This is a genomic window from Novosphingobium fluoreni (assembly GCF_014196615.1).
GTDB lineage: Bacteria > Pseudomonadota > Alphaproteobacteria > Sphingomonadales > Sphingomonadaceae > Novosphingobium > Novosphingobium fluoreni.
Genome location: NZ_JACIDY010000003.1, coordinates 14,523 through 40,309 on the forward strand (window position 1 = coordinate 14,523; position 25,787 = coordinate 40,309).

At 64.4% G+C, this 25,787-nt stretch carries 21 protein-coding genes; 6 read left to right on the forward strand and 15 right to left on the reverse strand.

The genetic code is table 11. From position 1 onward, the window contains the following. Positions 1–99: 99 nt before the first annotated feature. From GGR39_RS07240 to GGR39_RS07250, 3 genes are all read left to right on the forward strand, one after another. Positions 100–1,530: an AMP nucleosidase gene (locus GGR39_RS07240; RefSeq protein ID WP_183616549.1), complete on the forward strand. Its 1,431-nt coding sequence runs from the start codon at positions 100–102 to the stop codon at positions 1,528–1,530. A gap of 109 nt (positions 1,531–1,639) precedes the next feature. Then, positions 1,640–2,761, forward strand: coding sequence for a DUF47 family protein (locus GGR39_RS07245; protein WP_082668019.1), 1,122 nt, complete (start codon positions 1,640–1,642; stop codon positions 2,759–2,761). Positions 2,762–2,772: 11 nt separating this feature from the next. Next, positions 2,773–3,792 (forward strand): inorganic phosphate transporter, encoded by a 1,020-nt coding sequence (locus GGR39_RS07250; RefSeq protein WP_183616550.1) that lies wholly within the window; start codon positions 2,773–2,775, stop codon positions 3,790–3,792. 56 nt (positions 3,793–3,848) lie between these two features. Here GGR39_RS07250 and GGR39_RS07255 read toward each other — a convergent pair whose 3' ends face one another. Together GGR39_RS07255 and GGR39_RS07260 are read right to left on the reverse strand one after the other, a co-directional pair. Continuing rightward, entirely contained in the window at positions 3,849–5,756 is a 1,908-nt protein-coding gene (locus tag GGR39_RS07255; protein ID WP_183616551.1) for an alpha/beta hydrolase family protein, read from the reverse strand. Between the two features lie 127 nt (positions 5,757–5,883). After that, positions 5,884–7,179 carry a glycoside hydrolase family 130 protein gene (locus GGR39_RS07260; RefSeq protein WP_183616837.1) on the reverse strand — a complete coding sequence of 432 codons (1,296 nt, stop codon included), beginning with the start codon at positions 7,177–7,179 and terminating at the stop codon, positions 5,884–5,886. Between the two features lie 229 nt (positions 7,180–7,408). Between GGR39_RS07260 and GGR39_RS07265 the strand changes: the two genes are divergently transcribed. After that, positions 7,409–8,776 (forward strand): alginate export family protein, encoded by a 1,368-nt coding sequence (locus GGR39_RS07265; protein ID WP_183616552.1) that lies wholly within the window; start codon positions 7,409–7,411, stop codon positions 8,774–8,776. Between the two features lie 158 nt (positions 8,777–8,934). Here GGR39_RS07265 and GGR39_RS07270 read toward each other — a convergent pair whose 3' ends face one another. Then, entirely contained in the window at positions 8,935–10,773 is a 1,839-nt protein-coding gene (locus GGR39_RS07270; protein WP_183616553.1) for a M2 family metallopeptidase, read from the reverse strand. Positions 10,774–10,899: 126 nt separating this feature from the next. Next, positions 10,900–11,655 (reverse strand): alpha/beta fold hydrolase, encoded by a 756-nt coding sequence (locus GGR39_RS07275; protein ID WP_183616554.1) that lies wholly within the window; start codon positions 11,653–11,655, stop codon positions 10,900–10,902. Positions 11,656–11,785: 130 nt separating this feature from the next. Here GGR39_RS07275 and GGR39_RS07280 point away from each other — a divergent pair, with 130 nt between their 5' ends. Then, positions 11,786–13,252, forward strand: a complete 1,467-nt coding sequence (locus tag GGR39_RS07280; protein WP_183616555.1) for a DUF4403 family protein — start codon at positions 11,786–11,788, stop codon at positions 13,250–13,252. A 67-nt stretch (positions 13,253–13,319) separates the two neighbouring features. Here the strand turns inward: GGR39_RS07280 and GGR39_RS07285 are convergent, their stop codons facing one another. The 10 genes from GGR39_RS07285 to GGR39_RS07330 form a co-directional block, all read right to left on the reverse strand. Beyond that, entirely contained in the window at positions 13,320–15,398 is a 2,079-nt protein-coding gene (locus GGR39_RS07285; protein WP_183616838.1) for a prolyl oligopeptidase family serine peptidase, read from the reverse strand. 195 nt (positions 15,399–15,593) lie between these two features. Continuing rightward, a complete protein-coding gene (gene rplQ / locus GGR39_RS07290; protein WP_183616556.1) occupies positions 15,594–16,016 on the reverse strand; it encodes a 50S ribosomal protein L17 in 423 nt (140 codons plus the stop codon). Between the two features lie 304 nt (positions 16,017–16,320). Beyond that, complete coding sequence (locus tag GGR39_RS07295) at positions 16,321–17,388, reverse strand: DNA-directed RNA polymerase subunit alpha (RefSeq protein ID WP_058736857.1); 1,068 nt, start codon at positions 17,386–17,388, stop codon at positions 16,321–16,323. A gap of 115 nt (positions 17,389–17,503) precedes the next feature. After that, positions 17,504–17,893, reverse strand: coding sequence for a 30S ribosomal protein S11 (gene rpsK, locus GGR39_RS07300; protein ID WP_058736858.1), 390 nt, complete (start codon positions 17,891–17,893; stop codon positions 17,504–17,506). A gap of 58 nt (positions 17,894–17,951) precedes the next feature. Then, on the reverse strand, positions 17,952–18,320 hold the full coding sequence (gene rpsM / locus GGR39_RS07305) for a 30S ribosomal protein S13 (RefSeq protein WP_058736859.1): 369 nt from the start codon (positions 18,318–18,320) through the stop codon (positions 17,952–17,954). Positions 18,321–18,791: 471 nt separating this feature from the next. Then, positions 18,792–19,910, reverse strand: a complete 1,119-nt coding sequence (gene dnaN, locus GGR39_RS07310; protein WP_058736860.1) for a DNA polymerase III subunit beta — start codon at positions 19,908–19,910, stop codon at positions 18,792–18,794. A 206-nt stretch (positions 19,911–20,116) separates the two neighbouring features. Then, positions 20,117–20,881 (reverse strand): 3-oxoacyl-[acyl-carrier-protein] reductase, encoded by a 765-nt coding sequence (gene fabG, locus GGR39_RS07315; protein WP_058736861.1) that lies wholly within the window; start codon positions 20,879–20,881, stop codon positions 20,117–20,119. A 61-nt stretch (positions 20,882–20,942) separates the two neighbouring features. Next, positions 20,943–21,380 (reverse strand): GxxExxY protein, encoded by a 438-nt coding sequence (locus GGR39_RS07320; RefSeq protein WP_343055841.1) that lies wholly within the window; start codon positions 21,378–21,380, stop codon positions 20,943–20,945. Positions 21,381–21,383: 3 nt separating this feature from the next. Continuing rightward, positions 21,384–22,319: an ACP S-malonyltransferase gene (gene fabD, locus GGR39_RS07325; RefSeq protein ID WP_183616557.1), complete on the reverse strand. Its 936-nt coding sequence runs from the start codon at positions 22,317–22,319 to the stop codon at positions 21,384–21,386. 67 nt (positions 22,320–22,386) lie between these two features. Next, positions 22,387–23,214: an LD-carboxypeptidase gene (locus GGR39_RS07330; RefSeq protein ID WP_183616558.1), complete on the reverse strand. Its 828-nt coding sequence runs from the start codon at positions 23,212–23,214 to the stop codon at positions 22,387–22,389. Between the two features lie 150 nt (positions 23,215–23,364). Between GGR39_RS07330 and GGR39_RS07335 the strand changes: the two genes are divergently transcribed. After that, positions 23,365–24,786, forward strand: a complete 1,422-nt coding sequence (locus GGR39_RS07335; RefSeq protein WP_183616559.1) for a glutamate ligase domain-containing protein — start codon at positions 23,365–23,367, stop codon at positions 24,784–24,786. Positions 24,787–24,811: 25 nt separating this feature from the next. On the opposite strand, the gene GGR39_RS07340 is transcribed toward GGR39_RS07335, so the two are convergent. Then, complete coding sequence (locus GGR39_RS07340; RefSeq protein WP_183616560.1) at positions 24,812–25,759, reverse strand: DUF808 domain-containing protein; 948 nt, start codon at positions 25,757–25,759, stop codon at positions 24,812–24,814. Positions 25,760–25,787 lie beyond the last annotated feature (28 nt).

The following is a 25,787-nucleotide window of genomic DNA, read 5'->3' on the forward strand; positions in this document are numbered from 1 at the left end:
CGTTCGTGTCGAGCGAAGTCGAGACACCAACGGGGCATGACCGATGGTGATTGCGCGCACTGCCCTTGCATTGCCACACCATTTCCGTAAGCGTGCAAGATGCATAGCGTTCAAGAAACCCTCGCGGAATTGGTCCGCGTTTACGAAGCCGCCGTCTCCACGTTGAAGGCCGATATCGCCGCCTTCATCAAAGACGGCACTCTCCCCCCGTCAGACCGCCGCGCCGACCGGCTATGGTCCTATCCCGAACTTCGCGTCACGTATGAGGGGCAGGAGCATGGCTCTGCCTCATCACGCGCGTTTGGTCGGCTGCCAGGGCGCGGCACTTACGTCACCACCGTCACTCGCCCGCATCTCTTTGCGGATTACCTGGCCGAGCAGCTGGCTCTGCTGGAGCAGGAATACGTGATCAACGTCAGCGTCGTCCGCTCGGCGCAGGAGATTCCGTTTCCGTACGTGCTGGACGGTCTGGCGATCGGCGCGGTGACGCCGGCCGAACTGGCCGCACATTTCCCGACGACGGAACTGGCGATGATCGGTGACGAGATCGCCGACGCCATCGATCGCAACGCACCAGGCGATCCGCTCCCCCTCGCCCTGTTCGACGGGTTGCGCACCGATTTCAGCCTGGCGCGCCTGGCGCACTACACCGGCACCAGCGTTGAGCATTGCCAGCAGTACATCCTGTTCACGAACTATCACCGCTATGTCGATGAATTCGTGGACTGGGCGGGCAAGCAAGTCGGCCAGAACGACTATATCGCATTGTCAGGCGCTGGCGGGCTCTACCTGGACACACCCACCGACAACGCCCGCGCGCGCCTTTCGGATACGGCATGGCGCCGGCATCAGATGCCCGCCTATCACCTGATCCGAGAGGACCGGTCCGGCATCACCCTGGTCAACATCGGCGTCGGCCCTTCCAACGCCAAGACCATTACCGACCACCTCGCGGTGCTGCGCCCAGAGGCGTGGCTGATGATCGGCCACTGCGGCGGCCTTCGCGAATCACAGCGCATCGGGGACTATGTGCTGGCCCACGCTTACCTGCGCGACGATCATGTTCTCGACCCGGTGCTGCCGCCGGAAATTCCGCTCCCCGCCATCGCCGAAGTGCAGCAGGCACTGGCGGAGGCCGCCGAAAGCGTCAGCGGCACCGGCGGCGCGGACCTCAAGAAACGGATGCGCACCGGCACGATCGTCACCACCGACGATCGCAACTGGGAACTGCGCTACACCCATTCCGCTCGCCGCTTCAGCCAGAGCCGCGCGATCGGCATCGACATGGAAAGCGCCACCATCAGCGCGCAAGGTTTCCGCTTCCGCGTGCCTTACGGCACCTTGCTGTGCGTCTCTGACAAGCCGCTGCACGGCGAACTGAAGCTGCCGGGGCAGGCGAACCGGTTCTATGAAGAAGCGATCGGCGCCCACCTGGCGATCGGCGTGCGCACGTGCGAACTGCTGCGCGATCAGGGCGCAAGGCTCCATTCGCGCAAGCTGCGCGCCTTCATCGAGCCGCCATTCCGGTGAGCCTTGGCCGCACGCAAAGTCCCCCGGTGGGGCAAAATCCCCTGCCTCGGCTTGACGAGCGTCACACAACCGTCACACGAGCGCGCCATCGCGCATGGAGTGTTGAAGAATTCGCCAGATAGCTGCCCTTCCCTACCGCTTCGAGGATGGAGCCGATGGCCCCGTCCGGGTTCTGCTCGTCACGTCGCGGGGCACGCGCCGCTGGGTGATACCCAAAGGCAATTCCATGTCCGGCGTAAGCCGTCACGCGGCTGCCGCACTGGAAGCGGAAGAGGAGGCCGGTGTCACCGGATGGGCCTGCCCCACGCCACTGGGATCGTACCGCTATCGCAAGCGGCGCGGAAACGGGGCGGCGCTGATGGTCGACGTCGAGGTGTTCCCGCTGGCCGTCCAGCAGGAGCTGCCCGAGTGGAAGGAAGCGCATGAACGCGAACGCCGCTGGTTCACGCTTGGCGAAGCGGCGAACAATGTGGACGAAGCGGATCTGGGCGATCTGATCCGATCGTTCGACACTACCGAATTTCGCGCCGCTACGGCGCGCACCACGATGCTGGGCACCGTTGCCCAAAAAACAGGGATAAGCCGCATGTTTGGTTGGTTTCAGAAGCTGCTGCCGCAAAAGGCCAACTTCTTCGACCTGTTCGAGGCGCACGTGGCCACGGTCGTCGCCGGTGCCGATGCCCTTGCCCGTCTGTTCTCCGATGGACGCGGGCGGCAGGATCACATCCGCGAGATTAAGGAACGCGAACACGACGCGGACGAGATCATTCGCGAAGTGCTCAGCCTGGTGCGCCGCACCTTCCTGACTCCGTTCGATCGCAGCGCCATCACCCGGCTGGTCAGTTCGATAGACGATGCCATCGATCGGATGAACGGCGCGGCTTCGGCCATCGACTTGTATGATTTCAGCGATTTCGACCAGGAAATGCGCGACATGGTCGCCCTCATCGTCGACAGCAGCCGCGTGCTGGCAGAAGCGGTGCCGCTGCTGCGTGATGTAGGCAAGAACGGCAAGCGCCTGCACGAACTGACCGAGCGGCTGGTCCGCATGGAAGGCCACGCCGACGATATCCACGCGTCGGGCGTAAAGCGCGCCTACCAGGCTTTCGGCGAAACCAACCCGATGGGCTTCATCGTCCGCCGCGAGATCTTCAACCAGTTGGAACGGATCACCGACGCGCTGGAGGATGTCGCCAACGAGATCGACGGCGTCGTCATCGATCACGCCTGAGGGCTGCCGCCATGCATGAACTTGCCCTGCCGCTGCTGGTCGGCCTGATCGTCGTCGCGCTTGCGTTCGATTATCTGAACGGCCTGCACGATGCCGCCAACTCGATCGCCACCGTCGTCGCCACCCGTCTGCTCGGCCCGGTCGCGGCGGTGCTGTTCGCCGCCTTCTTCAACTTCGCCGCCTATTTCCTGACGCTGATGTTCCCCGCCTTGCACAAAGTGGCCGAGACTATCGGCGGCGGGCTGATCGCCAAGGACCTGATCACGCCATCGGTAATCTTCGGCGCGCTGATCGGCGCCATGTTCTGGAACGTCGTGACCTGGCTCAAGGGCATCCCCTCGTCCAGCAGCCACGCGCTGGTCGGCGGACTGATCGGCGCGGGCGTCGCCCATGCCGGTCTTACCGGCGTGCAATGGTCCGGCCTCAACAAGACTCTGATCGCCATCGTCCTGTCTCCGCTGCTGGGCATGATGATCGCGATGGCGCTGATGCTGCTGACAAGCTGGCTTTTCTCCCGCTCCACCAACCGCGTGGCGGACAAGTCCTTCCGCGTGCTGCACCTGATGTCGTCTGCCGCCTATTCGCTGAGCCACGGCTTGAACGACGCGCAAAAGACGATGGGCATCATCACCGTGCTGCTCTATTCCACCGGCTATTACAGCGGCAAGTTCGAGGTGCCGCATTGGGTGGCGATCTGCTGCTACGTCGCCATCGCGCTGGGCACCATGACCGGCGGCTGGAAGATCATCGAGACGATGGGCAGCCGCATCACCAAGCTCAGCCAGCACCAGGGCTTCTGCGCCTCGATGTCCGGCTCGATCGTGGTGTTCACCGCGTCGCTGCTGGGCATCCCGGTCTCGACCACGCATACGATCACCGGCTGCATCATCGGCTCGGGCGTCGCACGCCGCACCTCCGCCGTCCGCTGGGGCGTGGCGCAAAGCGTGGTCATGGCCTGGATCATCACCATCCCCGCCTCCGCCGCCGTGGGCGCGATCTTCTACCTGCTGACGGTGCCGTTCGGAGGATAGCGGTCCCACGGGGCGTATCTCCCCGGGGTTCCTGCCCTGGGCACCGTCGCGGAAAGTCAGTTCGCCGGATTGTATTTTTGAACGAAGCGTATGCTCTCGGTAAGCATGCGCTTGCGGGTTTCCTCCTTCGAAAGCCAGTGGTCCTCACCCTGAAGGGTGATGAGCTCGAACGGCTTGCCGTTGTCCTTCAAGGCATCGGCCATCACCCGGCTTTGGCCGTAGTCCACCACGGTATCATCCTTGCCGTGGATCAACATGATCGGGCCATCCGCTCCGGCCGCAAACTTGCGGGGTGATACCGCCGAAAAGCCCTTCGGTTCACCCAGTTGCCGCTTCAGGGCGCGGCTCAGCATCTTGGAGCCGCCACTCTCACGAGTATCCGTGTTGTACATTAAACCGAGATCGGAAATCCCGGCCACGGCCACCGCGCATCGGTATATCCCGTGTTGCAGCGTGACACCGGCCAGCGCCGCATAGCCGCCATAGCTGGCACCAACGATACAGGCCCGCTTGGGATCGACGATGCCTTTTGCCGCCAGCGCGGAAAGCCCATCGGAGATATCGGTCTGCATCTTGCGGCCCCACTCGCCATCACCAGCGCGACGCAAGCTATAGGAACCGCCGGTCGAGCCGCGGAAATTAGGCTGAAACACCGCGTAGCCGCGAGAAGCAAATGCTTGCGCCATCCAGTCGAACTGCACCGTGTCATGCGCCGCCGGCCCCCCGTGGGGTAGCATGATGACGGGCAGGTTCTTTGCCGGTATTCCAGGTGGCAAAGTCAGTACACCGTTCAACGCCAACCCATCCTGCGCCTCATAGAGCACGAGCGAAATCGGGCCGACCTGCTCCGGTGCAATCCGAAGACGCTCGTAGCCGATAGGCTCGGCGTGCTTACCGGCCACGTCCACTCGGTACCATGTGCCGCTATCGCCATTCCCTGATGTCCGCACCAGAACCTTGGAGAAGTTCGGCGTGTAGTCCATCAGTTGGGTGTTGAGCCCCTTGAACGCGCGGAAAATCGCCGTCAGCGCTCGCTGCTGCGCCGGGTCACTCATCACCGTGACCCGAGTGTCGCCGTCCGTCCGGTAACCCTGCAGACGACCTGTGACCTTGTCGACGAACACCCGATCGATCGCGATACCGGGAACGATCTCCTTTGCATCCCCGCCCATTATGGGCACTTCGAACCAACGCTGGCCGTGCTGGTCGTCTGCGGTCTCATAGATCACGCTACTACCGTCATGCCCGAACGAGATCAGGCTGATATCACCTGTCGGCGTGGTGCCGCGCGCCAATTCCTTGGACTTCGCACCGGTGATCCGCCAGCCACCGTCGATTTGAGAAACATCGAGCATCGCGCCAACCTTGCCCGAGGTATCGATCAACCAATCGCGGAAGTGATCCTCTTCGGGGGGCGGAGCGACGGCCCGTGCCCTATTGGTGGACAGATCAACGCCATAGAGCGTCGTGCGGCCATGCTCCATGTACCGCCCCGAACCGCCCATCTGCAGGGCGATCCCGCCGAAAAAGCCCACAGTGCGGCCGTCGATCGATCGGATGCCATATTGCCCGCGCGTGGTGCGTGCCACCGAATCTGTGTTGGCAAAGACGGAGCCGGAAACACCGCCCGGCTTCATCGCCAGAATGATAGTGCCGGTCAGTTCGTACTTGTCAGCGGTGAAGCCAAATACCGGCACTGTCGACGTGGTCGTCAGCAGAACCGTCTTATCATCCGCCCATTGAATGCTGCGCACCTTGCCCGGTCCGGCCGAGATATTGACGAAGGGCTTGTCCTGACCATCGATGGCGACGATCCGACGCTCGCCTTTGATCCGCACAACCGCAGCCGTCAGCGAACCATCGGGCGAGATGGCCGCGTCCTCGAACTGAGACAATTCCCCATAAGCATCGAGCGGCGGCGCTTCAGCTGCCCGCGCACCGCCTAGGACTGACGCGACAGACATAGCCGTCACCGCATATTTCAAGATCAGCTTCAAGATTCTACCCCCCGGTGAGTGGGATAGTATTCCGGCTAACAATGTGTCTGACAAGAATTCTCTACAGGAATAGGGAACGCCCGACCGCCCCCCTTTACGCCTCCTCCATCACCGCCAATACGTCATCCACGCAGGCGGTGGCGAAGGCGGTGTATTCGTCGGCGACGGCGTATGGCAGCAGTATGCGGCGGCCTTCGACCAGCGCCCCGCAGCTGTAGGTAACGTTGGGCACATAGCCGCCGCGATGTTCGGCGCTGGGATGGATCAGCGGGGAGCGGGTGCGGGCAAGAACGCGGGAGGGGTCGTGCTTGTCCAGCAGGCATGCGCCGATCGCATAGCCGCGCACCAAGCCGACGCCGTGGGTGAACACCAGCCAGCCTTCGTCGATTTCGATGGGTGATCCGCAATTGCCGATCTGCACGAATTCCCACGGGTACTTGGGCGCCATGATCGGCTGGCCCTCTTCCCAGGTGTAAAGATCGTCCGAGCGCAGCAGCCAGATGCTCTCGCTGTCCTGGCGGCCGAGCATCACGAATTGTCCGTCGATCTGGCGCGGGAACAGCGCCATGCCCTTGTAGCCCGTCATCGCACCGGCCAGCGGGCGCATGTCGAAGCGGCGCAAGTCTATTCCGCGCAGCAGTTCCTGGCGGACCGACTTGCCATCGAACGCGGTGTAGGTGCCGATCACCGTCTCCACACCCTCGGCATCGCGGAACGGAACCATGCGCAAGTCTTCCACACCTTGGCGCTGGCTGGGCAGGATGGGGAAGACGACGGTTTCAGAGATATCCTGGCTGTCCTCGCAGATGAGCCGCACCCAGCCGCCCTCACTATCGTTCTCCACGCGCGGCGGGACGCAGTTCGGACTGACCGGATCGATCGTGATCCCGGTGCCGCCGTCCCACGTTCCGGCGCGGAAGGTGACGGATGAGATATGCCCCTCCCCGATGCCACGCAGGGACAGGATGAAGCGCAACTGGCCGTCATCGCTGAGGCCCTGCTCGCCGGGAATGCGCACGATGCTGGGATTGAACAGCGCGGCGGATTCGAAGGCGTATTCCTGGCTGAAGTAAGCGCCAGCGATCAGCTTGTCCTCATGGCTCAAGTCGCAGATTTCCGGCATCCGATCGGCAAGCGCGTCGACTTGGCGCAGGAACACCGCATCGGCATTGCGATGGCGCTGGTGCATAGGGCCGGCGATATGGTCCAGCATGTGCTGCCGCACCTCCGGGTCCAGGCCGCGCAGCCGCTCCAGCACCGCCTGCTGCCGCGTGGGCCTGCCATCGGCGAACGCCTTGGGGTATTCGAAACTGAATGGCCGGATCACCGTGCGGGCGGGATCGGGATGAAGCTCCAGATCGATCTTCTGGAAAACATCGGAAGCAATCATATCAGCGGCGATCCCATAGTATGCAGGAGCAGACGCTTCGACGTAACCCATGTTCCCCCCGGCAGCACTTTGCAGCAGGTGCCTTCCAGGGCCATCGGGCCGGTTGGCAACGCTTCGTAACAATGCTAGCCGCGCGCTCACCGGGGCGATGCAACCTCCCGGACAAGCGCAGCGCGCGCTCAAGCGTTGCTTCTTCCGCCGGCGGTGCCGGTCGATGGAGCTTGTCCCGATGCGCCGTTTCCCCTTGTCCACCGGCGCGCTGATCGCCGCACTGCTGCCCGCGGGCGTTTGCGCCAAGGCTCCCACGTTGCAAGCCGCCATCGGCGCGCCCGATGATTTCACCCTCTCAGGCAGCGTGCGTCTGCGGTACGAGACGATCGCAGGCGCACCGCGACCGATCTACCGATCCGATGACGAGGAACTGGCGCTGCGCACCACCCTCGCGGCCGAGTATCACGCGCATGGCATCCGGATCGGCGCGGAAGTCTATGACAGCCGCATCACTCTCGACAGACCGGGCAGCCCGGTGACGACCAGCGAAGTGAACGCGCTGGAACTGGTGCAGGCGTATGTCGGCGCGGACCTGGGCCAGGCGCTGGGCCGGGGCACCAAGGCGCAAGTGATGGTGGGGCGGATGATGCTGAACCTGGGCTCTCGCCGCCTGGTCGCCGCCGATGACTATCGCAACACCACCAACAGCTACACCGGCGTTCGCGCCGACATGACGCTGGCCGATGGGACGACGGGCACCTTCATCTATACCCTGCCGCAGTACCGCCTGCCGGACGACGCTCCGGCACTTCGGCGCGGGAAAGTGCAGATGGACCGGGAGAGCCTGAACCTGCGGCTGTGGGGCGGCCTGATCGCCCATCCACGAACACTGGCGGGGGCGACGGCGGAACTCAGTTTCTTTCGGCTGCAAGAGCGGGACAGCCCGGCGCTACCCACACGCAACCGCGATCTGACCACGGTCGGAGCGCGGCTGATCCGTGATCCCAAGCCCGCCCTCTGGGACTTCGAGCTTGAGGGTATCTACCAGACCGGTTCGATCCGGGCGAGCCTGGCTCCATCGGCGGCGCGGCAGGCGGTGAGCGCGTGGTTCGTCCATGCCGACGCGGGATACAGCTTCCCCGGCGCCGCGAAGCTGCGCCTCTCCGCCGAATTCGACTATGCCAGCGGTGATGGTCGCGGTGGGCGCTATGGCCGGTTCGACACGCTGTTCGGCATGCGCCGCGCCGATCTTGCTCCTGCCGGTATCTATAACGCCCTGCTCCGCAGCAACATCATGACGCCTGGCATCCGGGTGGAGGCTGCACCGGGCAAGCGGCTGGACATGTTCGCGGCCTACCGCGGGCTATGGCTGGCGGACCGCTTCGACGCGTTTTCCGGCACCGGAGTGCGCGATCCCAATGGCCGCAGCGGGCGCTTTGCCGGTCAGCAACTGGAAGGCCGCGTGCGATACTGGCTGGTCCCCGGCTTTCTGCGGGGTGAGATCGACGCACTCTGGCTGGCACGCGGACGCTTTCTGAAGACCGCGCCAGGGGCCAGGGACAAGGATGCAAAGTACCTGGCAGTCGCGGCCACGGCGACGTTTTGAGGGACACGCCGATTGCCCTACACCGTTCGTGTCGAGCGAAGTCGAGACACGCTGGCCTGGCGCTGCCGTGCCTCGGCTTCGCTCCACACGAACGGAGGGGCGAAGGTAACTGAGGTTTGAGTGAGAGGCGCGTCAACACGCCCCTCACCCTCATCACATCACCAGCCGCAGGTCTTGCCCTTGTTCTGCTTTTGCAGCCAGGCCGTCAGCGGTGCGAAATAGCGCAGCATGGGCTTGCCGCTCATTTCGCGGCTGCCGGTGAAGGCTTGCAACGCATCGGGCCAGGGCCTGGACGCGCCCATCTCCAGCATGGCGTTCATCTTCTCGCCCACCTTCTTGTTGCCATAGAAGCTGCAGCGATGCAGCGGCCCCTTCCAGCCGGACTGCTTGCACGCCGCCTCATAGAACTGGAACTGCAGCAGCCGCGCCAGGAAATAGCGCGTATAGGGGACCACGGCGGGCACGTGGTACTTGGCCCCGGCGTCGAACGCGTCGGCCGGGCGGTCTCCTGGCGGCACGATGCCCTGGTATTGCAGGCGCATCTGGTTCCACGCGGTCTCATACTGATCGGGCGTGATCTCGCCCGAGAAGATCTTCCAGCGATAGCGATCGATCAACAGGCCGAAGGGCAGGAACGCCACCTTGTCCATCGCCTGGCGCAGCAGCAGGCCGGTGTCCTTGTCAGCGCCGGGAACGCGGCTCTTGTCCAGCAGGTCGATGTCGACGAGATACTGCGGCGTGATCGACAGCGCCATGGTGTCGCCGATCGCCTCGTGGAAGCCGTCGTTCGCTCCGTCTAGGTAGTAGGACGGCTGCTTATTGTAGGCGCGCTGGTAGTAATTGTGGCCCAGCTCGTGATGGATGGTGATGAAATCATCTCCGTTGACCTTGGTGCACATCTTGATGCGCAGGTCGTCCTTGTTGTCGATGTCCCAGGCGGAGGCATGGCAGACGACTTCGCGATCGGCGGGCTTGGTGATCTGAGAGCGTTCCCAGAAGGTCTGCGGCAACGCGGCAAAGCCCAGCGAGGAGTAGAAACCCTCACCCGCCTTGACCATCTTGACCGGGTCATAGCCCTTGGCCTTCAGCAGATCACCCACATCATAGCCCAGATCGCCCGCGCCGGCCGGGGCGACGATATCGTAGATGTTGCCCCATTCCTGCGCCCACATGTTGCCCAGCAGGTCGGCACGGATCGGGCCGCTCGCCTTTTGCACGCCATCGCCGTACTTCTCGTTCAGCTTGGTGCGGGTGTAGCAGTGCAGCTGGTCGTACAGCGGCTTGACTTCGGCCCACAGCTTTTCGGTCAGTGCGGCGAACTGCTCGGGCGTCATGTCATAGTTCGAGCGCCACAGCGCGCCGGTATCGGCGTAGCCCAGTTCCTTGGCGCCGGCGTTCTCCAGCTCCACCATCTTCACGTAGTCCGCCTTCATCGGCTTGCCCACGTTGTCGTGCCAGCTGGTCCACATCTCGGCCAGTTCCGCCGGGTTGCGGTTTTCGCCCATGGCGGCCTCGATGTCGGAGCCGTTGATCGGCTGGCCCTTCAGCGTGCCCTTGCCCTTGCCGTATATGCCCTGCAGCCGCGCGGTCAGCGTCGCCAGTTCCTCGGCCGCACCGGGGCGACTGGGGGCGGGCTGCACGATCAGGGTGCGCATTCGGCTGAGTTTGCGGTTAACGTCGTACGACAGGCCCGGCTGCTGCGCGAAAGTCGCGGCCTTTAGCGCGGTGTCGACGTTGAACTTGTCCTTATCGGCCGTGGCGCGTGCCGTCACGGCTTCGCTGTCAACGGTGATGTAGGTGTTATAAACCCAGTCGGCCTGCGCCTGCTCGATCGTCTTCTGGTTGTAGGTCGCCTCGGCCTGTTCGACGAACTGGGCGGCGGTCTGCGGCGCGGACGAAGCGGGTGCGGCCGGTGCAGGCGCATCCTGCGCGTTGGCAGGAACGGCAGCGGCCATCGCCCCGGCCAGCGCCAGCAGCGAGATTGCGTGTGATTTCATGGGTGCCCCGTTATTCTCATTATCAGACGGGCCATGCTGGCGCTGCACTGACACGCGGTCAAGCGGCGGGTTCGGGGGGCACGCCGTGTCTTTTCAGGCAGCCATCCGTGCGTGGCGATGCCCCGATCACGCGTTGAGGAAAGCCACCATCGCCTGACCCAGCGCCGCCTGCGTCACCGATGACATGTGCGTGCCCGGTATCTCGACATAGCGCGCATCGGGCAGAGCCTGAGCCAGCGCAGGGGCGGAGCCGTTGTCATCATCGTCCGCACCACAGACCACCAGCGTCGGCATCGTCACGGCGGCCAGGTCTTCGGCGGACGTATCGTCAACCGATGCCAGCAACAGGCGCGCCGCCACCCGGTCCACCTTCTGGCTCTTCATGAAAGACTTGGAGATGAAGGCCGGGTCACCATGCTTGATCTCGTCATAGCGGTCGATCGCATCGATGAAGAAGGCGCTGCGCCGCGCCCAATTGCCAAGCCCTTCGATCCCCATGCCGCCCAGGATCAGCTTGCGCGGCGCCAGACCCGCCAAAACCGATCGCACCGCCGTGCGCGATCCCAGCGAGAAGCCGCCCATGTCAAAGTCGGTCAGGCCCAGCTGCTCCACCACCGCCAGCGCATCGCGCACCAGCACGTCGGCGGGGTAGGCCGCGGGGTCGTGCGGCGCTTCGCTTTGGCCATGGGCCCGCAAGTCCGGCATGATCACTTCGAACCCGGCAACGGCCAGCTTCTGCGCCGTGCCAAACTTTATCCAGTTGATCTGCGCGCTGGAAAACAGGCCATGGAGCAGCAGGAGCGGACGGCCCGATCCCAGGCGATGAACCGCCAGCTGGCATCCACCATAGCCCGGCATTGTCTCGATACGCGCGTCTAACATGGATAAGCGGCCTCCTTGAAACGCCACATGGCCCAGGCGGGCAAAGTGGGCAAGGCGCGGGTTTCGGGAACAGCCGCCTAGATCGAGAGTTTGCGCTCGATCGGCAATCGTTCCACAAGGCATCGCGGGCATGCGTCGCTTAGTCGCCCTTTCCAGTGTCGTTCTTTGCCTTTCGGGCTGTGGCACCTCCACTCCCGATACCGTGCCGCCCCGGGCGACCGATGCGATCGCCATCAAGCCGCAATCGTCTTTAATCGCGGTGCCTCTTTCGGCAGACCTCTCTCAGCTGACCGCGACGCTGGAGCGCGAAGTGCCCCGCCGCCTCTGGGCGATCGACAAGCCTGGCCAGGTCTGCGTCGCCAGTGACAAGGTCAAGGTGCTGTTCGTCGAGGTAAAGACTCCGACGATCAAATGCCACATTGTCGGGCAAGTGACGCGCGGCCGCTTGTCCCTGTCCGGATCGGGCCACAACTTAGTACTGTCGATGCCGGTGCACGCAGTCATCCACGCGCGCGATATCGCCGGCGTCTTGAAGCAGGAAACCGCCACCGCCGATGCGCAGGTGCAGGCGCGGATCGACCTGGATGTAGGGCCGGACTGGCAGCCGCGCGGCAAGGTCGACCTCGCCTACCGCTGGACCGCGCCGCCCACGGTCGACTTTCTGGGCCAGAAGATCGACCTGTCCGAACCGGCCGACGCCAAGCTGAAGGGCGTCATCGCCCAGTTGGAACGCACCCTTCCGGGACAGCTCGGCAAGCTGCAACTGCGCGAACAGGCGCAGCAGGCGTGGAATGCGGGCTTCACCTCGCTGCTGCTCAACCGCGCGCATCCGCCGGTGTGGATGCGGGTGACACCGCAGGAACTGCAATACGGCGGCTATGATATCGCCAACAATCGTCTGACGCTGCGCCTGGGCCTGCGCGCGGTGACCGAAACGTTCGTCGGCCCCCGCCCCGCCAATCCCGCCATCACGCCGCTGCCGCCGCTATCCCGCCTGACCACCCAGCCCGGCAACCTCAGCTTTTTCATCCCTGTCATCGCAGACTATCGCGAGTTGCAGCCGGTGCTGCTGAAAGCGCTGCACAAGCGGCAGGTCCGCCCCTTCCGGGTCCCCGGCGTGGGGCCGGTATGGGCGCGCTTCAACTCCGCCACGATCTACGGCACCACCGGCGGGCGCATTGCCGTTGGCCTGAACCTGAACGCCAGCGACGAGGCGGGCACGATCGGCAAGGCCCGCGCCACCGTGTGGATGACCGCGATCCCAGTGAACCAGCTCAATTCGCGCCAGGTTGGCTTCGATCAGTTCGAAATCACCGGCAGTACCGATCGCCAGGATGCCAAGCTTGTGCTGAAACTGGCGAACGCGCCCGGTCTTTCTCGGACGATCGCCTACGCACTGACCCAGAACTTCGAGAAGGATTTCGACAAGTTGCTGGGCAAGGTCGATCGGGCAATCCAGTCCCGCCAGGAAGGCCCCTTCGTGATCCGCGCCGATATCGAACGCGTGGAAACCGGCACTCTCAAAGCCGCAGGGCAAGGCGTGTATCTGCCAGTGCGCGCCACCGGCCGCGCCACCATAACCCTCGCGCCGAAGTAAGGCGGACGGCCGACTGTTTCTGCTGCGTCGACCCGAGGCTCAGCCAGGTCGACGCACCAGAAAAGGCTTATTGGGCCGGTGTTTGCAATCCCGACCAGCGCGCCAGGAACGCCAGGATGTCGGAGCTTTCCTCGATCACCTTGTCGGTCGGCTTGCCCGAACCGTGGCCCGCGCGCGTCTCGATGCGGATCAGGTGCGGCTTGTCACCCACCTTGGCCGCCTGCAAGGCCGCGGTGTACTTGAAGCTGTGCCCCGGAACCACGCGATCGTCGGTATCCGCCGTCGTCACCAGCACCGCCGGATAGTCCACGCCCGCGCGGATATTGTGATAGGGCGAATACTTACGCAGAACGCGGAAGTCCGCCTCCTTCTCAGGATAGCCGTAGTCGTCCACCCAATAGCGGCCAGCGGTGAAGCGATCGAAGCGCAGCATGTCCATCACGCCCACTTGCGCATTGGCCGCCGCGAACAAGTCCGGCCGCTGGTTCACCACCGCGCCGATCAGCAGGCCGCCGTTGGACCCGCCCTGCACCGCCAGGCCGCCCTTGGGAGTGATCCCTTGCGCAATCAGGTACTCGCCCGCCGCGATGAAATCGTCGAACACGTTCTGTTTGTTCGCCAAGCGCCCGCCATCGTGCCACTCCTTGCCATATTCGCCGCCACCGCGCAGGTTGGCCATGGCAAAGGCGCCGCCCGCCTCCAGCCACGCCATGCGCGCCGCCGAGTAGCCGGGCGTCAGCGAAACATCGAAGCCGCCATAACCATAAAGCAGCGTCGGCAACGCCTTGCCCGCCTGCGACGCCGCCTTGTTGCGCACGACGAACATCGGCACCTTCGTGCCATCCTTCGAGGCATAGAACCGCTGCTCGATCGCGTACTTGGCGGGGTCGAACTTCAAGGCCGGCTTGGCGAAGGGTTCCGACTTGCCGGTGGCGATGTCCATCCGGTAGATCGCGGCCGGCTGGTTGAAGCTGGAATAGGTATAGAACGTCTCGGGATCGCCGGGCTTCCCGTCAAAACCGGAAGCGGTGCCCAGTTCACCCAGCGTCAGCGTGCGCACCTTCTTGCCATCCAAAGAGACGATCTCTGCATGGCTAGCCGCATCCTTCAGGTAGTTCAGGACGAGCTGGTTGCCGATGATCGTCGCACGCTCCAGCAAATCGCCGCGCTCGGCCACGACCTGCCGGAACTGCGGCTGCGCGGCGGCCATGTCGGCCACCACCAGGCGGTAGCGCGGCGCGTTCTGATTGGTAACAAACCACAAGTTGGTGCCGGTGCTGGCGACCAGTTTCCAATCATCCTTCGGCTCGGCAACGAGCATCCGGATCTTCCACCCGTCCGTCTTGCGGCGCGAGAGATCGATAACCCGCACCTGTTGCCGGTTGTCCGTGCCGGTGCTGCTGGTGATCACGGCGTAGCGCCCGTCCGGCGTCACTTCGGCCGTATGGTTCATCTCGCGCTGATCGGGCGTTTCCAGCACCAGCTGATCGGCGGACTGCGGGGTGCCCACCTTGTGGTAATAGACCTTGTGGTCATAGTTCCGCCCCTGGAATGCCGTGCCCTGCTCCGGCTCGGGGAACCGCGAGTAGAGGAAGCCGTCGTTGCCCACCCAGGCGATCCCGGTGAACTTGGCCCACTTCACCTCATCTGCCAGCGGCTGCCCGGTCTTCACGTCCAGCACCTTGATCACGCGCCAGTCGCTGCCACCGTCCTGGACGCTGTAGAGCAAGTGCCTGCCATCGTCCGACGGCTCCCATGCGTCCAGCGCGGTCGCGCCGTCCTTGGCCCAGCTGTTGGGGTCCAGCAGCAGGCGCGGCGTTCCGTTCAGACCATCGCGCACGAACAGCTGCGCCTGGTTCTGCAGGCCGGAGTTGCGCGTATAGAAGTACCGCCCCGCCGCCTTCACCGGCAGGCCGAAGCGCTCGTAATCGATCAATTCGCGAATCCGCGCCGCGAACCAACCCCGCTGGGGCAGCGTATCGAGGTAGGCCCGGGTCACGGCGTTCTCACGCTCGACCCAGGCGGCCACTTCCTTGTCGCTGCGGACGTCGTTTTCCAGCCAGCGATAAGGATCGGCAATCTTCTCACCAAAGTGATCCTCCACCACAGTGCCGCGGCGGGTATCGGGATAGGCAAGTGGCTTCATGGCATCGGCCCAGATCGGGGTGGTGGCGAATGCGGATACGGCGGCGGCCGCAGCCAGCAGCAGACGGGTGCGTCCAGGACGACGAGACAAGTGGCAACTCTCCGAAAAAGACAAGGCGACCGGTAGCTTAGCGCCCCCGATCGCCCTGGCAATCAACGGATGTGCTTGTCCCGAACCTACGGGACAGCAGAAGCCTCAGGCCTCTTCGTATTCTTCCGCGTCGGCGTTGACCGGACCGGAGTCCTGACCCTTCGCGTCCACATCGCGATCGACCAGTTCGATCACGCCCATCGGCGCTGCGTCCGAACCGCGATAGCCGGCCTTGATAATGCGGATGTACCCGCCTTCACGGCCCGAATAACGCTCGGCCAGAACCTCGAACAGCTTCTTTTCCTGCGTCTCGTCCATCAGGCGCGCGTGCGCCAGGCGACGGTTCGACAGGCCACCACGCTTTGCCAGCGTGATCAGCTTTTCGACGTAAGGGCGCAGTTCCTTGGCCTTGGGCAAGGTGGTCTTGATCTGCTCATGCTTGATCAGCGCGGCGGCCATGTTGCGCAGCAGCGCGGTACGGTGGCCAGTGGCGCGCTGCAGCTTGCGGCCGCCCATTTTATGACGCATTTTCGTGTACTCCGTTCGTAAGGGGCCCGTGTGAGGTAGCCCGGTCCTGGCCGTCGCTTAAGGGGGGACGGCCCTGCCCTTGTTTGCGGGTGACAGTGAGCAAAACCACTCTCGTCATCCCGGCCCTGAGCCGGGTTTCCGCTTGTTCTTCTTCGCAACCTACCGCTCTAGCCAAGCCGCCACGGGTTCTCACCCGTGACGTCAGACAGCGCCTTGCGCCGCTGGCCGGCAGGCCGCCGATCCCGACCTAAGCTACCGTTTCGCTGCGCAAAACGTCGCTTACGATCGGGCGGACGCTGCTCGATTAGCCGAGCAGCTCCTGCTCCAGCTTCTTGGCCATCTCTTCGATGTTCTCGGGCGGCCAGCCTGGGATGTCCATCCCGAGGCGCAGACCCATCGAAGAGAGCACTTCCTTGATCTCGTTGAGCGACTTGCGGCCGAAGTTCGGCGTACGCAGCATCTCGGCTTCGGTCTTCTGGACCAGATCGCCGATGTAGATGATGTTATCGTTCTTGAGGCAGTTGGCCGAACGAACCGAGAGCTCGAGCTCGTCCACCTTCTTGAGTAGGTAGCGATTGAGCTGGTTGGTATCGCTTTCTTCGGTAGCAGCACCACCGCTGGCAGCCATGCCGATCATCGGCGACTGACCGACCGGAGCCGCGTCCTCGAAGTGGACGAACAGCGCCAGCTGGTCCTGCAGGATGCGCGCGGCGTAAGCCACGGCGTCCTCGGGGCTGACAGTGCCGTCGGTTTCCACCGTGAGGCTGAGCTTGTCGTAGTCCAGCTCCTGGCCGATACGCGCGTTGTCCACCTTGTAGGACACCTGGCGCACGGGCGAATAGAGCGAGTCCACCGGGATCAGACCGATCGGCGCATCGACGGGACGGTTCGAGACGGCCGGAACGTAGCCCTTACCGCTATCCGCGGTCAGTTCCATGTTCAGCGTCGCGCCTTCGTCGAGATGGCAGATCACGAGGTTCTTGTTGGTCACCTCGATGTCGCCCGAAACGGCGATATCGCCTGCCTTCACCTGGGCCGGGCCCGTGGCGGAAAGCTGGAGACGCTTGGGGCCTTCGCCCTGCATCTTGAGCGCGATCTGCTTCACGTTCAGAACGATGTCGGTCACGTCTTCACGCACGCCGGCAAGGCTGGAGAATTCGTGCAGGACGTTCTCGATCTTGATCGACGTGATCGCCGCGCCCTGCAGCGAGGACAGCAACACGCGGCGCAGCGCGTTGCCGAGCGTCAGGCCGAAGCCCCGCTCCAACGGTTCTGCAACGAAAGTGGCGCGAAGCTTGGGGTCAGCCCCCGGCTTGATCTCAAGGCTGTTCGGCTTCTTGAGTTCCTGCCAGTTCTTGATGTTGACGGTCATGTGCTTCCCCTGGGGTAATTCAGTGCGACTTCGGCCGCTAAGCCCGAATGGGCCGCGGCCGATGCGTGGCGGCGGGTATCCGGCCTAGGAACCGGACCCGTCCACCGGGACTTGATCAGACGCGGCGACGCTTCGAGGGGCGAACGCCGTTGTGCGGGATCGGGGTCACGTCGCGGATCGAGGTGATGGTGAAGCCGACCGCCTGAAGGGCGCGCAGAGCGCTCTCGCGACCCGAACCCGGGCCCTTGACCTCGACTTCGAGGGTGCGCACGCCATGCTCGGCGGCCTTCTTGCCCGCGTCGTCCGCAGCCACCTGAGCGGCGTACGGGGTGGACTTGCGGCTGCCCTTGAAGCCCATCATGCCCGCAGACGACCACGAGATGGCGTTGCCCTGGGCGTCGGTGATGGTCACCATGGTGTTGTTGAAGCTGGCGTTAACGTGCGCAATGCCGCTCGAGATGTTCTTGCGCTCGCGGCGCTTAATGCGCTGTGGTTCGCGTGCCATGTCGGTTTATCCTGTCGAAATTCGCTGAGGGAAAGCTGCTGCCTGTGAAAGGCGCGGCTTACTTCTTCTTGCCGGCGATCGGCTTGGCCTTGCCCTTGCGGGTGCGCGCATTGGTGTGCGTGCGCTGGCCACGAACCGGCAGGCCCTTGCGGTGACGCAGGCCACGATAGCAGGCGAGGTCCATCAGGCGCTTGATGTTCATCGCGGTCTCACGACGAAGATCACCCTCAACGGTATGTTCGGCGTCGATGGTTTCGCGGATCTGAAGCACTTCGGCGTCCGAAAGGTCCTGAACGCGGCGGGCATGATCGATGCCCAGCTTGTCAGCGATCTTGACGGCATTGGTGCGACCGATACCGTGAATGTAGGTCAAGGCGATGATCACGCGCTTGTTGGTGGGGAGGTTTACCCCGGCAATACGAGCCACTTAATTCTCCTGCTCCACAGGGGAGCCTTGGCTCCGCCTATCTCAACGCTCTGACGCTCTTATGACAGGTGGGGGATCCACGAAGACGAAAGGACCGGTGGGAGCGGGCAAAAATGCCGAACACCACTGCGGACACAGCCGTTTCTGTCGAGCGAAGGGCGCGCTTAAATTGATTCGTAAGGATTGTCAACGCCGCACCGGCGTACAGGACCTGCCCTTCGTCGCCAAAGCGGACGCCAGGGCGTGTGACCGAGAAGGGGTTATATCGCACGCGTGAACCGCAGTCAAAGGCGGCGAGAAACGCAGACATCGGAACGCGTGCCTTAGGCTATTCCTGCGCTATCGCCACCACTAAACCGGCCAGATCCGGAATCCGCTCGTTCGGCTGGATTGCGGCCCGGAGCCTTATCCCCGTGGCTGGCGCGGGATGACTTTGAAACAGGGCGGAACGGGTGGAGGCCGAGGCCGAATCTACACCCGCATCGGCATCAGGACATAGAGCGCGGGGCTCTTGTCGTCCTGGCGTATCAGCGTCGGCGCGCCCGCGTCGGCGAGGTGCAGTTCCACCGTGTCGCCTTCGATCTGGCCGAGGATGTCCTTGAGGTAGTTGGCGTTGAAGCCGATCTCAAAGCCGTCCGAGCCATATTGCGCGGGCACTTCCTCAGCGGCGGTGCCGTTGTCCGGCGAGGTGACCGACAACGTGACGCGATCGGTGTCGAGCGCCATCTTCACCGCGCGCGTCTTCTCGGTGGCGATGGTCGCCACGCGGTCCACGCCCTCGAAGAAGCTCTTGGGATCGATCCGCAGCAGCTTGTCGTTCCCGGTGGGGATCACGCGGCTGTAATCGGGGAAGGTCCCGTCGATCAGCTTGCTGGTGAGGACCACGCCATGCTCACCGCCCAGCGTGAAGCGCACTTTGCTGGCGGACAGTTCGATCAGCACATTGGTGTCGAGCGATTCTTCCAGCAGCTTGCGCAGTTCGGCCACGCATTTGCGCGGCACGATCACGTCCGGCATTCCCTGTGCACCTTCCGGACAGGCCAGCGTGAAGCGAGCCAGACGATGCCCGTCGGTGGCCGCTGCTTTCAACTGGTCTTCGGCGACATGGAAGAAGATGCCGTTCAGGTAATAGCGCGTCTCTTCGGTGGAGATCGCGAAGCGGGTGCGGTCGATCAACTGGGCCAGCGTGACCGCCGGAAGCTCGAAGCTGGTAGGCAGCTCGCCTTCTGCGATCATTGGAAAATCATCACGCGGCAAAGTGGGAAGCTGGAAACGGCTGCGTCCGGCCTTCACCACCATGCGGTTTTCGGAAGCGTCCAGGCTGACCTGGCTGCCGTCCTGCAACTTGCGCGCGATGTCGAACAGCAGATGGGCAGAGACGGTGATGGCGCCGGGCTGTTCCACCGCCACCGCGCCGACCGTTTCCACCACTTGCAGGTCAAGGTCGGTCGCCATGATCTTGAGCGCGCCGCCCGCCGCCGCCTCGATCAAGACGTTCGAGAGGATGGGGATGGTATTGCGCCGCTCCACCACGGATTGGACGTGAGACAGGCAACGCAACAGCGTCGAACGTTCGATGGTGGCCTTCATGATCGCCTCATGTCCCCCGGCATCGACCGACTGGCCGACGCCCTTGAATACGGACCATCCTCTCTAGCGCCGGGCCGGTGCGCGGCAAGGATGAACTGGGTCGTAACGCGCGAATCTGGGGATAAGGGCGGGGATTGTTGCATTGCCTGCATCTTTCCCCCTCTCTCAGCGTGGAGCGAGGCCCCTCCCCCCGCGAACCGCCGCCTTCAGATCATGGCCATGCCGCCGTTGACGTGCAGCGTCTGCCCGGTGACGTAGCCGGCTTCCTTGCTCGCCAGGAACACGCAGGCCGAGGCGATATCCGCGCCCTCGCCCATGCGGCCCATCGGGATCTTGGCATTGAGCGCGTCCTTCTGCGCATCGGGCAGCACTTCGGTCATTGCGGTGCGGATGAAGCCGGGCGCGACGCAGTTCACGGTGACGTTGCGGCTCGCCAGTTCCTGCGCGAGGCTCTTGGACATGGCGGTCAGGCCGCCCTTGCTGGCGCAGTAGTTCATCTGGCCGGGATTGCCGGTGGTGCCCACGATCGAGGTGACCGTGATGATCCGGCCAAAGCGCGCCTTCATCATCGGCTTGGTCGCGGCGCGCATCAGGCGGAACGCGGATTCCAGGTTCACGCGGATCACCTGATCCCACTCATCGTCCTTCATCCGCATCGCCAGATTGTCACGCGTGATGCCGGCGTTGTTGATCAGGATGTCGATCTTGCCGAGCGAATCGAGCGCGGCCGGGACCAGCTTCTCGACCTGCTCGGCATTCGAGAGATCACAGGCGATGGCGACGTGATCCACTTCCTGCAGATGCTGCGGGCGATGCTCGTCCAGCTCATCGCGAAAGGCGCGCAGCTTGGTCTGGTTCGAGCCAGAGATCGCCAGCCGCGCCCCTTGCGCCGCCAGCCCCCGCGCGATCGCCGAGCCGATCCCGCCCGATGCGCCGGTGACGAGGGCGGTCATTCCGTGAAGGTCGAACATGGGCATAGCTCCGAAGAAGAAAAGAAGATGGTTCGCGCAGAGGCGCAGAGGCGCAGAGAGGTCAAGGCTGGTAGTTGTTCACCAGTCGTCGAATTCCCTCTTTCATTGTTTCACCAGAAAAATTGAGGAGTAAGCCTACGGGCTTGTGCATCAGGCGCAAGTAGGTGAGTACCTGCTTCGCATGGACCGGGGCTATTGCTTCGATGGCCTTGATTTCCAACACGACAATGTCGTCCAGCAAGAGGTCGGCCCGAAAAGCCGCCGGTATTCGCAAGCCATCGTATTCTATGTCGACCGGCACCTGCCGGTCGACCTTATGGCCGCGACGGACAAGATCAGCGGCAAGCACAAGTTCATAGGCGTTCTCCAAGAGGCCGGGCCCCAGACCTCTATGGATCCCGATCGCGGCTTCGATGATATCCGCGGTGATCGCATCGATCCGGTTCGCGCAACGCCCTCCTCTGCGCCTCTGCGGTCTCTGCGCGAACCCCCTGTTTATCTTCTAGATCGCCTTAGCGAGCGCCTCGATCTCTTCCATCGTCACGACGGAGGTGATTTCCACATCGCCCGCGCTGCGTTTGATCATGGGGCCGACGACTTTGCCGCCCAGTTCGATGAAGTGCTGAACACCCGCTACGTGCATCGCGATCGCGCTTTCGCGCCAGCGGACGCGGCCGGTGACTTGTTCGACGAGGAGGCGCTGAACTTCTGCGGGGTCGCTGGTCATCGCCGCCGTGACGTTGGCGAAGAGCGGCAGGCGCAGCGCGCCCGGCGGCGTGGCGGCGAGCGCTTCGGCCATGGCGTCGGCCGCAGGCGCCATCAGCGCGCAATGGAACGGGGCGGACACCGGCAAAGACACGCCGCGCTTGATGCCGTGCTCCTTCACAAGGGCGATCGCGCGCTCGATCGCTTCGCGGTGGCCGGAGAGCACGACCTGGCCCGGATCGTTGTCATTGGCGACGGAGCAGACCTGCCCCTCGGCAGCGGCGTCGGCCAGCGCGGTGGCCTTGGCGATGTCAGCGCCCAGCAGCGCTGCCATCGCGCCCTGCCCCACCGGTACGGCCGCCTGCATCGACTGGCCGCGCAGCTTCAGGAGGCGGGCGGTGTCCGCCAGGCTGAACGCCCCGACGGCGCACAGCGCGGTATATTCGCCCAGCGAGTGCCCGGCGACGAAGTCGCCCTTTTCCACCAGCGAGACGCCGAAGTCCTTCTCCAGCACGCGCAAGGTGGCGATGGCGTTGGCCATGATCGCGGGCTGCGCGTTCTCCGTCAGCGTCAGCTGGTCCTCCGGCCCCTCGCGCATGATGCGCGAGAGATGCTGGCCCAGCACTTCGTCCACTTCCTGAAACACTTCGCGCGCGGCGGTGCTGGCATCGGCCAGATCCGTACCCATGCCGACCTTCTGGCTGCCCTGTCCGGGAAAAACGAATGCGCGCATCGCGATGAACCTCTCCAACTGCTGGCCGCGCCTTCATCCCAAGGTCACGGTGACGTGGCGGCGCGGATTATTGCGGTTGCGCGCCGGGAGCAACCCCGAACGGCACGATCCTGTTGGCGGCGTCATGCCCGATGTCGGCGCGGCCAAGGTAGGGGATGGCGTGCCGATCGCACCAGTAACGGGCGATCTCCTCCTCGGTCTGGCCGAAGGGCCGGTCGTTCTCGGGCACGTCGCTGATGCGGCCCAGCAGCAGTCCGGCGACACCGCCCAAATGCGCGGTCACGTGGAAGAATAGGCGGTCGACGGCGTAGAGATGCTCGGAGACTTCCTCCACCATCACCACGTGCCCGGCCAGGCCCGGCATCAGCGGCGTGCCGCATAGCATCGCCAGCGTCATCAGGTTGAACGCGACGGTGGGGCGATGATCGAGCGAGGGCTCCAGCCCGGACATGTCGCCCGAGAGATAGCGCAACACCCGGCGCACGGCTTCGTCGCCTCGATCGCGGCGACTGCAAGCGAGCATTGGCGCGTGGACCGGGCGGCCGATCCGCTGGCGATAAAGTGCGCCCAGGAGGTAGCCCGCATCGGAGTAGCCGAGCCAGGTCTTGCGGTCGGCATTACGGTCAAACAGACGTAGCGCATCTTCCGCAATGCGGCCCGCGCCATAGCCACCGCGGGCGAACCATACGGCGTCGAACGAAGGGTCGTTCGCACACTCGACCAGGGCATCGCGGCGCTGGGCATCGCTGCCGGCGAAGTGGCCCTCCACGGCATAGCTTTGCGGGTGGACGACCAGTTCGACGCCCGGAAACTCCGCAGCGGCTAGCGCGGTGACGCGGGCGGCGTCCTCTGGCAGGATGGGCGTGGACGGGGCGCAGACGGCAATGCGGATCATCCCATCAGCAAAGCAGCTTGCGACGGCGATGGCCAGAGGGTGTCCATCTCGGGAGCCCGCGAGAGGCGTTTCCGCGAGATCGATGTGAGATAGACCGGCCTTGCGCGAACCTGTTGTGCCGCGCCGCTACTCGCCTTACCCAGCGTTGCCATGACCGCTCCTACGCACGATCTCACCGCCCGCCCCTGGTTCTTCTGCGGCATCGGCGGGTCAGGCATGTTGCCGCTGGCGTTGATCCTCAAGGGCCTGGGCGCCCAAGTCGCCGGGTCGGATCGCAGCCGCGATCAGGGACGCAGCGCGGAAAAGTTCGCGTGGCTGGAGCGTGAAGGCTTTCACTTGTTCCCGCAGGACGGCAGCGGCGTGACCTCGGCGGAACAAGTGCTGGTCGCTTCCGCCGCGGTGGAGGACAGCGTGCCCGAAGTCGTCCGCGCCAAGAATTTGGGGTGTGACCGGATGAGCCGCGCCCAGTTGCTGGCCGCGCTGTTCAATGCAGCACCACGCGGGATCGCGGTAGGCGGCACAAGCGGCAAGTCCACCGTCACCGGCATGATCGGCTGGATCCTAACCGCCACCGGTCGCGATCCCACGATCATGAACGGCGCGGTGATGAAGAACTTGCGCGCGCCCGACGCTCCTTTCGCCAGCGCCCGCGTGGGGCAAGGCGCGGTGTTCGTTTCCGAAGTGGACGAGAGCGACGGCTCGATCGCGCTCTACCGCCCCGAAATAGCAGTGCTGGGCAATGTCAGCCTGGACCACAAAAGCCTGGAGGAATTGCGCGCCCTGTTCGGCGACTTCCTGGCGACGGCGAAAGTGGCGGCGATCAATCTCGACGATCCCGAAAGCGCGGCGCTGGCGGAAAGGGCCAACACCGTGCTGGGCTTCGGGATCGAGAGCGCGGACGCCGCCATCGGCGTGGAGCCGGGCAGCGTGGTGCAGCGGGCGGACGCGATCGAGGCGCGCGTGATCGACCGGTGTGACGGATCGACGCACCCCCTCACCCTGCTCCAGCCCGGACGGCACAACCTCTACAACGCGCTGGCCGCGCTGGCAGGATGTGCCGCGCTGGGCGTGCCGCTGGACGAGGCGGTGGCGGCGCTGGGCGGGTTCGAGGGGCTCGCCCGCCGGTTCGACATCATCGGTACCAGCCCGTCCGGCGTGACGGTGATCGACGATTTCGGCCACAATCCGGACAAGGTCTCGGCCACGCTCTCCACGCTGAAGGCGCATCCCGGCCGCGTGATCGCCTTCTTCCAGCCGCACGGCTACGGTCCCTTGCGGCAGATGGGCGCGGAACTGGCGCAAGTCTTCGCGAGGCTGCTGGGCCCACAAGACGTGGTGCTGCTGTGCGACCCGGTCTATTTCGGCGGCACGGTGGACCGCAGCCAGGGCAGCGCGCGGATCGTCGACCTGATCGAAGCGGCGGGTGGCCGGGCGGAGTACATTCCCGCGCGCGAGGATTGCGGTGCGCGGATCGTGGAACTGGCGCAGCCGGGCGATCGCGTGGTCGTGATGGGCGCGCGCGACGATACCCTGACGACGTTCGCGGATGGGCTGCTGGCGAAGTTTGGGTGAGCGCTGACAATGCCCGGCGGGCGTATCAGTGCGCGCCCTTCCCCCGCGCCTTGGCGATGAGGTGAACGATCAACGCGATCACGCCACCCAGCACCAGCCCCACCACGGCAGACGCCAGCGCATAGCTCAGCCAGCCAAGCACGCCGCCCAGCGCGCCGGTGGCGTGTTCCACCGCATGTTGGATGCCGTGCGCGACATGCGCGGGGCCAGCCAGACCCAGTTCCTCCAGCCCATGCAGGATGATCCCGCCGCCGACCCACAGCATCGCCACGGTGCCCACGGTGGACAGCAGCACCAGCAGCACCGGCATTGCTTTCAGCAGGCCGCGGCCCGTGCTCTTGGCGGCGGCGTTGTCCTTCTTGGTCAGGTGCAGGCCGATATCGTCCATCTTCACGATCAGGCCCACCGCGCCATAGACCAGCACGGTGATGACGATGCCCACCAGCGCCAGGATAACCCCGCGCCCGATCAGCGTCTGGTCCGCAACTTCGGCCAGCGCGATCGCCATGATCTCGGCCGACAGGATAAGGTCGGTGCGCACCGCCCCCGAAACGCGCGCCTTTTCGAACGCGGCGACGTCCGTCGGCTCATCCTCCAGCGTTTCGCCATGCTTGGCCCCGCCCAGCTTCTCCAGCACCTTTTCCGCACCTTCGAAGGAAAGGTAGGCGCCTCCCAGCATCAGCAGCGGCGTGATCGCGCCAGGCAGGAACTGGCTCAGCAGCAGGGCCACCGGCAGCAGGATGACCAGCTTGTTGAACAGCGAACCCTTGGCGATCTTCCAGATCACCGGAAGCTCGCGGTCGGGCGTGAAATCGGTAACATAAGACGGAGTCACCGCCGCGTCATCGATCACCACGCCAGCAGCCTTGCTGCCGGCCTTGGCGATTCCGGCGGCGACATCGTCCGCCGAAGCAGCCGCCGCCCGAGCGATGACGGATACGTCGTCCAGTAATGCAACGAGACCCGATGGCATGATGATGCAGCTCCCCTGTTGCAACTTA